Origin of the sequence: Mesorhizobium sp. M7A.F.Ca.CA.002.04.1.1, from assembly GCF_004022805.1 — a bacterium.
GTDB classification, from domain to species: Bacteria; Pseudomonadota; Alphaproteobacteria; order Rhizobiales; family Rhizobiaceae; genus Mesorhizobium; species Mesorhizobium ciceri.
Window position 1 is genome coordinate 1 of record NZ_RZPL01000070.1, and the last position, 12,885, is coordinate 12,885.

Sequence of the window (12,885 nt, forward strand, 5' to 3'; positions counted from 1 at the left end):
GCGCAGCAGCGCCTCGAAGCCGGCGACGCTGCCGTCCTCGAGCCGGACGATCGGCTGGTAGGCAAGGGTGAATTCGCGCCGCTCGATGGCGCGGCGCAGGTCGGATTCGAACTGCAGCCTGTCGGTGCCGACAGTGCGGAAAGCCGGACGGAACGGCTCGATTCTGTCGCCGCCGAAGCGCTTGGCCTGATGCATGGCAAGCTCGGCATCCTTGACCATGTCCTCGGCCGACATCTGTGGCGAATTCCAGGTGATCAATCCGATCGAGGCGGTCAGCACGATCTCGCGCTTGGCAAAGGTGATCGGATTGTTGATGGCATGCTTGATGGCATCCGCCACGGCGGCGATGCGGGCCGGGTCCTGTTCGGACAACAGCATCAGCGCGAACTGGTCGCCGGCAAAGCGCGACAGCGAGTCCTTCGGCTTGAGCAGCCGGTGCAGGCGGCGCGCGATGGTCAAGAGGATGGTGTCGCCGGCCGAGATGCCGAGCCCGTCGTTGACCTGCTTGAAACGGTCGATGTCGATGACGAAGACGGTCGGGCGCACCTTCTCTTCGGTGCGCGCGATCGAGATGATCGCTTCCAGCCGGTTCATCAAAAGTTCGCGGTTCGGCAGGCCGGTCAGGTTGTCGTGCACGGCATCGTGCAGCAGCCTTTCCTCGGACTTTTTCTGCTCCGTCACGTCGACCATGGTGCCAACGCAGCGGATGACTTCGCCGTCGGATCCGATGACCGGGCGCGCACGCAGCGAGAACCAGTGATAGTGGCCGTCAGCGCCGCGCAGGCGGAAGTTCTGCGACACCCGGCCGCGCCGGTGCTCGAGCACGACGTCGAGCGTCGTGCGGAACGTGTCGCGGTCGTCGGCATGCAGCACCGGCAGCCAGTTACGCGCCGCACCGCCGAGGCTGTTCGGCGCCAGCCCGAGTTGGATGCTGACATCGGGCTTGGTGACGACGCGGTCGCGCAGCACGTCCCAGTCCCACACCGTGTCGCCCGATCCGGCCACGGCAAGCGCCTGCCGCTCCAGGTCGGAGAACAGGCCCTGATGCAGCGCGCCGCCGGCAAAGGCATGCTGCATGACGGTGAAGCCGATCAGCAGGATGATCAGGATCAGCCCGCCGCCCAGGGCCGGCTGGGCGATGTCGTTGTCGAGCATGCCGGTGATCGCCATCCACGACCCGCACAGCCACAACAGCACCATGACCCAACTGGGCACCAGCATGATCGCACGATCATAACCACGAATCCCGAGGAAGATGATCAGGCCAAGCCCCGTCAGTGCGGTGGCGGCGAAGGACAGCCTGGCGATGCCGGCGGCGACCGCGGGATCGACGATCGCAACGCCGGCGATCAGCACCAGCCCGAGGATCCAGACCAGTGCGCCATAACTGAAATGGCCGTGCCATCGGTTGAGGTTGAGATAGGCGAACAGGAACACCACGAAGGTTCCCGCCAGCGCCACCTCCGTTCCCGCCCGCCACATCTGCTCATTGCCGGGCGAGATCTCGATGACCTTGTTGAGGAAGCCGAAATCGACGCAGATATAGGCCAGTACCGCCCAGGCAAGCGCGGCGGTCGCGGGGAACATCGAGGTCCCCTTGACCACGAAAAGGATGGTCAGGAACAGCGCCAGCAGGCCCGCAATGCCGATGACGATGCCGCGAAACAGCGTGTAGGAATTGACCGAGTCCTTGTAGGATTCGGGATCCCAGAGGTAGACCTGCGGCAGCTTCGGCGAGGCCAGTTCGGCGATGAAGGTGATCACCGTGCCGGGGTTCAGCGTCACCCGGAAAACGTCGGCGTCGGGACTGGTCTGGCGGTCGAGCGCGAAGCCTTCGCTGGGCGTGATGGCAGCGATGCGGGTCGAGCCCAGATCCGGCCAGAAGATGCCGGAATTCACCAGGCGGAAATGCGGTGCGACGATCAGCCGGTCGAGCTGCTGGTCGGTGGTGTTGGCGAGCGCGAAGACAGCCCAGTCGCCGGTCGAACGGGCATCATTGGCCTCGACCTCGATGCGCCGCACGATGCCGTCCGGACCCGGCGCGGTCGACACCTGGAAATTCTCGCCCTGGTTGCGGTAGATCTCGACGGCGCCGGAAAGGTCGAGCGCGACGTCGTCGCGGGCGATCTTGATCGGCTCGACGGCGAAGGCCGACGATGCCGCCCACAGCGTCAGGAGTATCGCGAGGACAATGGCGAACAGCGGCCCGTTGCGCAGGAATTTCGTCAAAAATCAGTCCTTCGTTCCAACGCCCGGCGGATCGTCCGCGATCCGGGCGTAGAGGTAGTGGTCCTGCCAGATGCCGTTGATCCTGAGATAGGATCGCAGCAGTCCTTCGCGCCGAAATCCGGCTTTTTCAAGCACGCGGATCGACCTGATATTGTCGGGAATACAGGCCGCTTCGATCCGGTGCAACCTCAGCGTATCGAAGGCGAAGCGGGTCACCACCTTGACCGCGTCGGTCATCAGGCCGCGGCCGCCGAAGCGCTCGCCGATCCAGTAGCCGACATGGCCGCTTTGCGAGACGCCATGGCGTATGTTGCCGAGCGTGATGCCGCCGGCAAGCTTGCCGCTGCTCCTCTCGAAGATAAAGAAGGCGATAGCGGTTCCCTGAGCATAATCCTCGCGGTAGCGGCTGATGCGCAGCCGCCATGCGTTGCGGTCGAGTTCATCGGGAGTCCAGCGTGGCTCCCATGGTTCGAGGAAAGCGCGGCTTTCCCCGCGCACCGCCGCCCACTCGCGATAGTCGTTGGTGAACGGCACGCGCAGCGTGACACGGTCGCCTTTCAGTGCCGGCAGGTCACGGCGAAAGAAAGGGAGCGCGAACATGGCGCTTTGAGGGGCTTAGACGGCGAGCTTGCGGGCCGCGGTCTGCGTGCCCGCGAGCGATTCGAGAATCGCCTCGTAGGGCGCCAGTGTGCCCACAGGCCCGACAGCGGTAAGCGTCGGCTTGGTCGAGAACAAACGCGACGATAGATCGGTCAGCCGCTCGATCGTCAGCGCCGACAGCCGTTCCATCAGTTCCTCCTTGGCGATCGGCCGGCCGAACAGAAGCAGTTGCCGTGCGATCTGCGAAGCGCGGCTGGCCGGGCTTTCGGCTGACATGATCAGTCCGGCGCGATATTGGGCGCGCGCCCGGTCGAGTTCTTCCTGCAGGATCTTCTCACCGGCCTTCTGCAGTTCGTCGATGATGACAGGCACCAGTTCGGCGATGTCGCTCTGGCCGGTCGCTGCATGGACGCCGAAGACGCCGGTGTCGGAAAAGCCCCAATGGAAGGCATAGACCGAGTAACACAGGCCGCGCTTCTCGCGGACCTCCTGGAACAGGCGCGACGACATGCCGCCGCCGAGGATCATCGACAGCACCTGCGAGGCGTAGAAGTCGCGCACATGATAGGCCCGGCCTTCGAACCCCAGCACGATCTGCGCGTCCATCAGGTCGCGGTCCTCGCGAAAATCGCCGCCGACATATTGCGCATATTGCGGGATGGTGCTGTCGGCCTTGCTGCGGAAGCCGCCGAGCTGCTTTTCGACCTCGCGCACGAAATTGTCATGCTTGATGTCGCCGGCGGCGACAATCACCATGCGCTCGGCGCCATATTGCCGCTCTATGAAGTCGTGAAGTTGTTTCGAGGTGAAGGACTTGACCGTTTCGGGCGTGCCGAGAATGGAGCGCCCAATCGTCTGATGGCGATAGGCGGTTTCCGTGAAACGGTCGAAGACGATGTCGTCGGGCGTGTCGTGCGCGGCGCCGATCTCCTGCAGGATCACATGCTGTTCGCGTTCGAGTTCCTGCGGGTCGAATTCGGACTCCTGCAGGATGTCGGCAAGAATGTCGACGGCTAGCGGCACGTCGTCGGAGAGCACCCTGGCATAGTAGGAGGTGGTCTCGACGCTGGTGGCGGCGTTGATTTCGCCGCCGACGTCCTCGATCTCCGAGGCGATTTCGAAGGCGCTCCGCCTTTTCGTGCCCTTGAACGCCATGTGCTCGAGCAGATGGGCCATGCCATGCTCGTCGTCACGTTCATTGCGGGCACCCGACTTCACCCAGGCACCAAGGGCAACCGATTCGATGCTTTGAAGGGTTTCGGTGGCGACTGTCAGGCCGTTCGACAGACGGCTTACCTCAACACCCATATGGCTACTACTCCCTAACGCGCCGCCCGCGCGCGGCGGCCGACGTAATCTTCCACCATTTTCAGGTCGGATGGAAGTACCGTGTATTTTTCCTCCGATGTCATCAACCCACCTAGCCATGCGGGCAGTGCGGGCGACACGCCGCTGGCGGCTTCGACGGCGGCCGGGAATTTTGCCGGGTGTGCTGTACCCAGCACCACCATCGGCACGGCGCCTGACGCCTTGCCTGCGGCGACATGCACGGCTGCCGCAGTGTGCGGATCGAGCAGATAGTTGCTGGTCGCGAGCGTCGAGCGGATGGTGGCGGCGACCTCGTCCATATCAGCGCGGCCGGCGTCGAATTCGGACCGCATCCCGGCGATTTGGTGGGGTTCGATGGTGAAAGCACCGGACTGCTTCAGGCCGTCCATGTAGCGCCGCACGGTCGCGGCGTCACGGCCGGAGGCCTCGAACAGCAAGCGTTCGAAATTCGACGACACCTGGATATCCATCGACGGCGACGTGGTCGCAAAGACGCCCTTGGTGCGGTATTCGCCGGTCGAAAAAGTGCGCGCCAGGATGTCGTTGTCATTGGTGGCAATGACCAGCCGATCGATCGGCAAGCCCATCTTCTTGGCGGCATAGCCGGCAAAGATATCGCCGAAATTGCCGGTCGGCACGGTGAAGGAAACCGGCCTGTCCGGCGCGCCGAGCGACAGCGCCGAGGAGAAATAATAGACGATCTGGGCCATGATGCGGGCCCAATTGATCGAATTGACGCCCGAAAGCGCCACCCGGTCGCGAAAGCCGTGATCGTTGAACATGTCCTTGAGCAGGCCCTGGCAATCGTCGAAATTGCCTTCGATCGCCAGCGCATGGACATTTGCAGCCGTCGACGTCGTCATTTGCCGCTGCTGCACCGGCGAGACGCGGCCATGCGGGAAAAGGATGAAGATGTCGGTCCGGCTGCGACCGGCAAAGGCATCGATGGCAGCCCCGCCGGTATCGCCCGAGGTGGCGCCGACGATGGTGGCGTGCTGGTCGCGTTCGGCAAGCACATGGTCCATCAGCCGGGCCAGAAGCTGCATCGCCACGTCCTTGAAGGCGAGCGTCGGCCCGTGGAAGAGTTCCAGGACGAAGGTGTTGGGGCCGGTCTGCACCAGCGGGCAGACAGCCTCGTGGCGGAAGGTGGCATAGGCTTCGCGGACCAGCCGCTCGAAGACGGGCGCCGGGATTTCGCCGCCAAGGAACGGCGACAGCACGCGGATGGCAAGGTCGGGATAGGCAAGGTCGCGCATGGCGCGGATCTCGGCGGCGGAAAACTGTGGCCACTCGCGCGGCACGTAGAGCCCGCCGTCGCGCGCCAGCCCAGCCAGCACGGCGTCGGAAAATCCAAGAACGGGGGCTTCCCCGCGGGTACTCACATAGTGCATGTCACAATTCCGTTACTGCCTGGCTTTTTCCGTCCACCGCAAGGTGGTTAATTCTGCACTGGCTCAGTCGCATTTTTGCCGCGCGGTTGATATACGTCACCAGCTTTGCGAGAGGGAAGTGCAGTTTCATGGCGTTTCGTACATTCAGTGGTCGCTTTTTGGCGGGTCTTGCGCTCACCGGCTTTATGCTTGCCGCCGCCGGCTGCCAATCGGGCGACAATGGCATCCTGAACCTCGGCATCGGCAAGAAGGAGGACCCGACGGCGCCACCGCCGCCGCAGGATCCCAAGATCCTGGCCAGCCAGTTGCAGGCCTATTGTCCCAGGGTGACCGTGCGCGACGGCACGGCCTTCTTCAACACCTATTCCAGGGAAGCTCAGAAGCCCAAGCCCAGGATCAAGAAGACCGGCGATGCCGCGCAGGATGCCGCGGCCCAGGCCGAGGCTGACGCCGCTGCTGCAACGCCGCCCGACGATTCGGCCAATATCATCTACCAGGCGTCGGTCAGCGACGTGACACGCGACTGCAGCCGTGCCAACGGCCAGTTGGCGATGAAGATTGCGGTCGCCGGCAAGATTGTCCCCGGACCGAAGTTTTCTCCAGGCACGATCACCATGCCGATCCGAACGGCGGTGATGCACGGCACCCAGGTCCTCTATTCGCAGCTCCACCAGTATCAGGTCCAGGTCACCGATCCTTCCGTTGCCACGCAGTTCGTCTTCACCGATTCCAATGTCGTCGTGCCCGAGCCGACGGCCCAGGATTATCAGGCCTTTGCCGGCTATGACGAAACCGCGCATCAGGCAACGGCCAACAAGTCGAAGAAGACCCGCCGCAAGAGGGCTGCCGCGACGAACTAGGTCTCGGCAGTTGCATGAGGCGTGCGTCGCGGCGCACGCTTCTCAGGCGTCCGACCACTCCGACAGCGCGGCGATCACGCTTTTCAACTCTGCCCAGCGGCGGATCACCGTTTCGGCGCCGGCCTCGGTGAGCGCGTCGGCATGGCCGGGATAACTGTGTCCCGCGCCGGTGAAGCCGATCACCCGCATGCCCGCCGCCCTTGCGCCGTGGACGCCGTGCACGGAATCCTCGATGACGAAAGTGTTCGCCGGGTTGGCGTTGAGTTTCTCCGCCGCGAACAGGAACACGTCCGGCGCCGGTTTCGTTTTCGCGGTCGGTGTTTCCATCGCCGAAAAAATCCGGTCGGTGAAAAACGGCAGAAGATGCACCTTTTCCAGCATGAATTCGATCCTCTCGGAGCGTGAATTCGAGCAGACGCAGCGCGGCACGGTTACCGCGGCAACGGCCTCGCGCGCGCCATCGATGGCGCGGACGTCACTGCGCAGTTTGCGGTCGACCAATTGTTCCTCCCTGTCGATCAGAGAGGCTTGGAAGGGAATGCGGGACTTTTCCTCGACCCGCAGCATGATGTCCTTGAAGGTCAGGCCGGCATAGCTCTCCGAAATCTCCTCAGCCGATATCTCGTATCCGGCCAAGGTCAAAAGCTCGGCGTCGACGCGGGCGGCGATGATCTCGGAATCGACGAGCACGCCGTCGCAATCGAAGATGACAAGGTCTGGCTGGGGCATGGTGATCCGGACAATGGGAGGGCGAAGTGGCCTCGGAAGGCTCAGGCGGCGCGGCATACACCAACAGGGCCGCCTTCGCAAATTCGCCACACCAGTCCCTTGCCTTCACGGAATATTTACGCTGATCGGTAACCATAACCAGGAGTAAACAGTAACGCGTGCCTTGGGTGTCAGAATGTCTGCCGTGCGTCTTCTCGACGAGCTTTCCCACGCTCCCCAGCAATCCGAATGGCTGGACACGATCCTCAAGGGCGACTGCGTCGCCGCGCTAGACCGGCTGCCCGAAAAATCGATCGACGTCATCTTCGCCGATCCGCCCTACAATCTGCAGCTCGACGGCGACCTGCACCGCCCTGATCAGTCGAAGGTCGACGCCGTTGACGACGATTGGGACCAGTTCGAGAGTTTCGAGGCCTATGATGCTTTCACGCGTGCCTGGCTGCTGGCGGCGCGCCGGGTGCTGAAGCCCAACGGCACCATCTGGGTCATCGGCTCCTATCACAACATCTTCCGTGTCGGCGCCAAGATGCAGGATCTCGGCTTCTGGATCCTAAACGACGTCGTCTGGCGCAAGACCAACCCAATGCCGAATTTCCGCGGCCGCCGCTTCCAGAACGCGCATGAGACGATGATCTGGGCCACGCGCGACCAGAAGGGCAAGGGTTACACCTTCAACTACGAAGCCATGAAGGCGTCCAACGACGATATCCAGATGCGCTCCGACTGGCTGTTTCCGATCTGCACCGGCGGCGAGCGGCTGAAGAACGACAATGGCGACAAGCTGCACCCGACGCAGAAGCCGGAAGCGCTGCTTGCCCGCATCATGATGGCCTCGACCAAACCGGGCGACATCGTGCTCGATCCGTTCTTCGGCTCCGGCACCACCGGCGCGGTGGCCAAGCGCCTCGGCCGCCATTTCGTCGGCATCGAGCGCGAGCAGGCCTACATCGACGCCGCCAACGAGCGCATCGACGCGGTGCGGCCGCTGGATGGTGCCGATCTCACCGTTCTCACGGGCAAGCGCGCCGAGCCGCGCGTTGCCTTCGTCAGCCTGATCGACACCGGCCTGATGATGCCGGGTGCGACGCTCTACGATGCCAAGAAGCGCTGGGCGGCCAAGGTGCGGGCCGACGGCACGGTGGCGATCGGCGACAGCGCCGGTTCGATCCACAAGGTCGGCGCCGAAGTGCAGGGGCTGGATGCCTGCAACGGCTGGACCTTCTGGCATTATGAGCGCAGCGGTGGCCTGACCCCGATCGACGAGCTTCGCCGCATCGCGCGGCTCGGCATGGAGCGGGCAGGGGCCTGAGCCCCTGCCAATTGCTTCGAATGCCTTTGATTCAAAGGCTCAACGGATCGCGCGAAGCGATTCAAATCAGGCCTTGATTCCGAGACGTTCAAGGTCTGCTTGAAGCGTCCTTGCGTCGGTGAACAGCACCGATTGCCAGCCTGCCGCCTTGGCGCCGTCGACATTCTTCTGGCTGTCATCGATGAACAGCGTCGCGGCCGGTTCGAGGCCGAATGCGGCGACGTGGTGATCGTAGATGGCTCGGTCGGGCTTGATCTGGCGAATATCGGCCGACACCGTCACGCCGCGCGGACGATTGAGGAAATCGAAGCGCTCGCGGGCCTCGGCCAGCGTGTCGCTGGCGAAATTGGTCAGCATGGTCACGTCGTGGCCGCTCTCGATCAGACCGACCATGATGGCGACGCTGTCCTCATAGGCATGCGGCACCATCTCGTGCCAGTGGCGGCGGAAACCGCGGATGTTTTCCGCGTGATCGGGATGGTCCGCGATCAGCAGCGCCTCGGCCTCTTCCCAGGTCCGGCCGCGATCCTGCTCGATGTTCCAATCATGCGTGCAGACATTGTCGAAAAACCACTTTCTCTCTTCGGCATCCGGAATGAGGCGGCTGAACGGAATGTTGGGATCGTAGTGGATCAGCACGCGGCCGATATCGAAAACGATGTGGCGTATTTCAGTCATGGGGCCTCTTTGCACTGTGTGGCGACGGCTTTTTCGTCGCGCCGGGTATCGCAGCCTCGATTGCCTTTTTCATGACAGTCGGCAGCGCCTCGCCGGAAATCTCGTGAGCGAGCGACCAGAAATGCCCGTCTGGCGCATCACCTTTGATGTGAGCGTGAAAGACTTCGAGTTCGAGAGCGAAATGCGTGAAGACATGCGCAATGCGGCCCGCATGCCGCCAGTCGGCGGGAAACGGCGCGGCCGCTTGCGTGGTTGCCCCATCGATCCGCGCGGTCCAGCCTGTCGTCGGCACCTCGGTCATGCCGCCGAGCAAGCCCTTCTCGGCCCGTTTGCGCAGAAGGATGGCGCCGTCGGCCCGTACGGCGACAAAGGCCGCGCCGTGCCGCTGCGGCTTGTCGGCCTTGGGCAGGCGCACCGGGAAGTGCTCGGGATCGCCTGAAACGACCGCGTCGCAGTCTTCGCGCAGCGGGCACAGCATGCAGCGTGGCCGGCGTGGCGTACAGATGGTGGCGCCGAGATCCATCATCGCCTGGGCGAAGTCGCCAGGCCTTATCCCGGGCACCATGCGCTCGACATGGGCGCGGATCTCGGGCTTGGCTTCGCTGAGCGGGGTTGTGATCGAAAACAGCCGGGAGATGACACGTTCGACATTGCCGTCGACAACCGCGGCGGGGCGGTCGAAGGCAATCGCCGTGATGGCCGCCGACGTATAGGCGCCGATGCCGGGCAATTCTCTCAAACCAGTCTCCGTGTCGGGAAACCGGCCGCCACGCGCAGCCACAAGATCGGCACAGGCCTTGAGATTGCGGGCGCGGGAGTAGTAGCCGAGCCCGGCCCAGGCCTTCATCACGTCCTCCGCTGGCGTCGCGGCCAGCGCCTCGACATCGGGCCATTTCTCGACGAAAATCCGGAAATAGGCCTTCACTGCTTCGACGGTGGTCTGCTGCAGCATGACCTCGGAGAGCCAGATGCGGTAGGGATCAGGCCGCACGCCGCGTGCATGCTCACGGGGCGTGATGCGCCACGGCAATTCACGGTGATGCACATCATACCAGCCGAGCAGGCGGGATGCGATATCGTCGCTGACACCGGATGCAGCTGTGCTGCTATCTCCAGATGCAGCTATGCTGCTATCTGCGGATGTGGCTTTGCCACTATCCCAGGATGCGGTCTTGCGGGTCTGGTCTGCTGGTGCCATTGATCTTGTATTGGCCTGGCCGGTATCTGCTGGGTCGTCGCTGGAGGACGTACATGGCAGGGAGAACGCCCTACGGCAATCCCGTCCCGGTCAGCGATCTCGCGACCAGGATCCTCGATCCGGTGCTGCGCAAGCGGGCCGGCATTTCGATCGGCCTCGTCCAGTCATGGGACGAGATCGCCGGCCCACGGCTGGCCAGCCACTCGCGCCCCGAAAAAATCCAGTGGCCGCGCCGTATGCATGAGGACGATCCGTTCGAGCCGGCCGTGCTGGTCATTGCCTGCGAAGGCATGGCGGCACTTCATCTGCAGCACGAGACGGGCGAGATCATCAACCGGGTCAACGCCTTCCTCGGCTTCACCGCCATCAACCGCATCAGGATCCTGCAGAAGCCGGTGACAGCCGACAAAGGAAAGCGCAGACCGGCCCTGAGACCGCTGACCGCGGCTGAGAAGACGAAATTGTCGGGGACTGTCGGCCTGGTCGATAATGAAGGACTGCGCGCCTCGCTGGAGAAACTTGGCGCGACCATTATTGGGGAGAGAAAATCATAGGCGTCTTGAAGAAAGTCATGGATTCGTCGTCTATATCTCGCATTCGTGATCGCCCTTGTCAGGTTTCGCGATTGGATTGGGGATCGAGATGCCTTAATTCGCGCCAACTCTCGCCTTTTCGTGTCTTTGCATTGCAAAATCCAACCCTTGTCAGGTGATTCGTATGAACCGTCCCCCGTTTGGCCAAAGCTTGTCTCGCAGAAACGTCCTGTCTTCGCTGGCCGCCATTCCGGCGGTGGCCCTGCTCGCGGCCTGCAGCGACTCTGGCGAGGAGGCGAAGGCTGCGAATGTGAAGCCCGCTGAGCCGGCCGCTCCCGCAAAGCCGGCCACGCCGGCCGCCGCCACCGCGCCGGAAGCCCAGGGCACCGTGGACATGACGGAACTGATGAAGCCGGGCGCGCTGCCCGACAAGCAGCTTGGCAAGGACGACGCCAAGGTCACCATCGTCGAATACGCCTCGATGACCTGCCCGCATTGCGCGCATTTCGCCGAGACCACCTTTCCGGACCTGAAGACCAAGTACATCGACACCGGCAAGGTTCGCTACATCCTGCGCGAATTCCCGTTCGACCCGAGCGCCGAAGCCGGTTTTATGCTGGCGCGCTGCGCCAAGGATAACTATTACCCCATGGTCGACGTCCTGTTCCGGCAGCAGGCGAACTGGGTTGGCGTCCAGAATACCAAGGATGCGCTGCTGCAAATCTCGAAGCTCGCCGGTTTTACACAGGAGTCCTTCGAGGCCTGCTTGACGGACCAGAAACTTCTGGACGATGTGAGATCGGTCCAGAAGCGCGGCGCCAATGAATTCAAGGTCGACTCGACACCGACCTTCTTCATCAACGGTAAGACCTACAAGGGGGCGATGTCGATTGAGGAAATGTCGGCCATCATCGACCCTCTGCTCTGACGTCCAGTCAGCCCTGAGGCGGCGGCGCTTCGGCGTGCGCGGCTTCTCGTTGTGCTGCGAATTCCTTTCGCAAAACCACGGAAATCCGCTTAGCGGGCGGCGCGAATGAAGTTTTCGCGCCTTCGCCTCCTTGGTTTCAAATCTTTCGTCGAGCCTGGCGAGTTCGTCATCGAACGCGGCCTGACCGGCATTGTCGGGCCCAATGGCTGCGGCAAGTCGAACCTTGTCGAGGCGTTGCGCTGGGTGATGGGCGAAAGCTCCTACAAGAATATGCGCGCGTCCGGCATGGACGACGTCATCTTCTCCGGCTCGGGCACGCGTCCGGCGCGCAACACCGCCGAAGTGACGCTCTTCCTCGACAACAGCGACCGCTCGGCGCCCGCTGCCTTCAACGATGCCGACGAACTGCAGGTGTCGCGCCGCATCGAGCGCGAGGCCGGTTCGCTTTACCGTATCAACGGCAAGGAGGCCCGCGCCAAGGACGTGCAGCTTCTGTTCGCCGACCAGTCGACCGGTGCGCGTTCGCCGTCGATGGTCGGCCAGGGCCGCATCGGCGAACTGATCCAGGCCAAGCCCCAGGCACGCCGCGCCCTGCTCGAAGAGGCGGCAGGCATTTCCGGCCTGCACACCCGCCGCCACGAGGCAGAACTGCGGCTGAAGGCGGCCGAACAGAACCTGGAACGGCTGGACGACGTCGTCGGCGAGCTGGAAAGCCAGATCGAAAGCCTGAAGCGCCAGGCGCGCCAGGCGTCCCGCTTCAAGAACCTGTCGGCCGATATCCGCAAGGCAGAAGCGACGCTGTTGCATCTGCGCTGGACGCTGGCCAAAACCCAGGAAGGCGAGGCGCGATCGGCGCTGGCGGTTGCCACGGCACTGGTCGGCGACCGCGCCGCGGCCCAGATGGCCGCCGCCAGGGAGCAAGGCATAGGCGCCCATCGGCTGCCGGACCTGCGCGACGCGGAAGCCGCCGCCGCCGCTGCCTTCCAGCGCCTCTCGATCGCCAAGTCGCAGATCGAAGAGGAAGCCGGCCGCATCCGCGCCCGTCAGAGCGAACTCGAGCGCCGGCTGCAGCAGCTCGACGGCGATATCGCGCGTGAGGAG

Annotated in this window: 13 protein-coding genes; 5 read left to right on the forward strand and 8 right to left on the reverse strand. The window is 63.5% G+C overall.

Annotated features, from left to right (window positions below; translation table 11 throughout):
* From ENZ75_RS06065 to ENZ75_RS35575, 5 genes are all read right to left on the reverse strand, one after another.
* The coding region (locus ENZ75_RS06065) for a diguanylate cyclase (protein WP_127390228.1) at positions 1-2,229 on the reverse strand (2,229 nt) is incomplete at its 3' end.
* A gap of 3 nt (positions 2,230-2,232) precedes the next feature.
* Entirely contained in the window at positions 2,233-2,829 is a 597-nt protein-coding gene (locus ENZ75_RS06070; protein WP_013532763.1) for a GNAT family protein, read from the reverse strand.
* A 15-nt stretch (positions 2,830-2,844) separates the two neighbouring features.
* Positions 2,845-4,137 (reverse strand): pitrilysin family protein, encoded by a 1,293-nt coding sequence (locus tag ENZ75_RS06075; RefSeq protein ID WP_013532762.1) that lies wholly within the window; start codon positions 4,135-4,137, stop codon positions 2,845-2,847.
* A gap of 14 nt (positions 4,138-4,151) precedes the next feature.
* Positions 4,152-5,549: a threonine synthase gene (thrC, locus tag ENZ75_RS06080; protein WP_013532761.1), complete on the reverse strand. Its 1,398-nt coding sequence runs from the start codon at positions 5,547-5,549 to the stop codon at positions 4,152-4,154.
* Between the two features lies 1 nt (position 5,550).
* The gene (locus tag ENZ75_RS35575) at positions 5,551-5,679 is read right to left on the reverse strand and encodes a hypothetical protein (protein WP_263499029.1); all 129 of its coding nucleotides are present in this window, start codon (positions 5,677-5,679) and stop codon (positions 5,551-5,553) included.
* On the opposite strand from ENZ75_RS35575, the gene ENZ75_RS06085 reads away from it, so the two are divergent.
* Positions 5,678-6,409, forward strand: coding sequence for a hypothetical protein (locus ENZ75_RS06085; RefSeq protein ID WP_013532760.1), 732 nt, complete (start codon positions 5,678-5,680; stop codon positions 6,407-6,409). The two genes, ENZ75_RS35575 and ENZ75_RS06085, sit on opposite strands and share 2 nt — an antisense overlap.
* Before the next feature lie 42 nt (positions 6,410-6,451).
* Here ENZ75_RS06085 and ENZ75_RS06090 read toward each other — a convergent pair whose 3' ends face one another.
* A complete protein-coding gene (locus ENZ75_RS06090) occupies positions 6,452-7,138 on the reverse strand; it encodes an HAD family phosphatase (RefSeq protein ID WP_013532759.1) in 687 nt (228 codons plus the stop codon).
* A gap of 175 nt (positions 7,139-7,313) precedes the next feature.
* Here ENZ75_RS06090 and ENZ75_RS06095 point away from each other — a divergent pair, with 175 nt between their 5' ends.
* Positions 7,314-8,447 (forward strand): site-specific DNA-methyltransferase, encoded by a 1,134-nt coding sequence (locus tag ENZ75_RS06095; RefSeq protein ID WP_013532758.1) that lies wholly within the window; start codon positions 7,314-7,316, stop codon positions 8,445-8,447.
* Between the two features lie 66 nt (positions 8,448-8,513).
* Here ENZ75_RS06095 and ENZ75_RS06100 read toward each other — a convergent pair whose 3' ends face one another.
* Complete coding sequence (locus ENZ75_RS06100; RefSeq protein ID WP_013532757.1) at positions 8,514-9,125, reverse strand: HAD family phosphatase; 612 nt, start codon at positions 9,123-9,125, stop codon at positions 8,514-8,516.
* Positions 9,118-10,323 (reverse strand): A/G-specific adenine glycosylase, encoded by a 1,206-nt coding sequence (mutY, locus tag ENZ75_RS06105; RefSeq protein WP_013532756.1) that lies wholly within the window; start codon positions 10,321-10,323, stop codon positions 9,118-9,120. The genes ENZ75_RS06100 and mutY overlap by 8 nt, the downstream gene beginning before the upstream one ends.
* A gap of 53 nt (positions 10,324-10,376) precedes the next feature.
* On the opposite strand from mutY, the gene ENZ75_RS06110 reads away from it, so the two are divergent.
* The 3 genes from ENZ75_RS06110 to ENZ75_RS06120 all read left to right on the forward strand — a co-directional run.
* On the forward strand, positions 10,377-10,877 hold the full coding sequence (locus ENZ75_RS06110; protein ID WP_013532755.1) for a DUF721 domain-containing protein: 501 nt from the start codon (positions 10,377-10,379) through the stop codon (positions 10,875-10,877).
* Positions 10,878-11,040: 163 nt separating this feature from the next.
* Positions 11,041-11,784, forward strand: coding sequence for a DsbA family protein (locus ENZ75_RS06115; RefSeq protein ID WP_013532754.1), 744 nt, complete (start codon positions 11,041-11,043; stop codon positions 11,782-11,784).
* A gap of 105 nt (positions 11,785-11,889) precedes the next feature.
* Positions 11,890-12,885: chromosome segregation SMC family protein (locus ENZ75_RS06120; protein WP_164887742.1), on the forward strand; the 996-nt coding region annotated here is incomplete at its 3' end.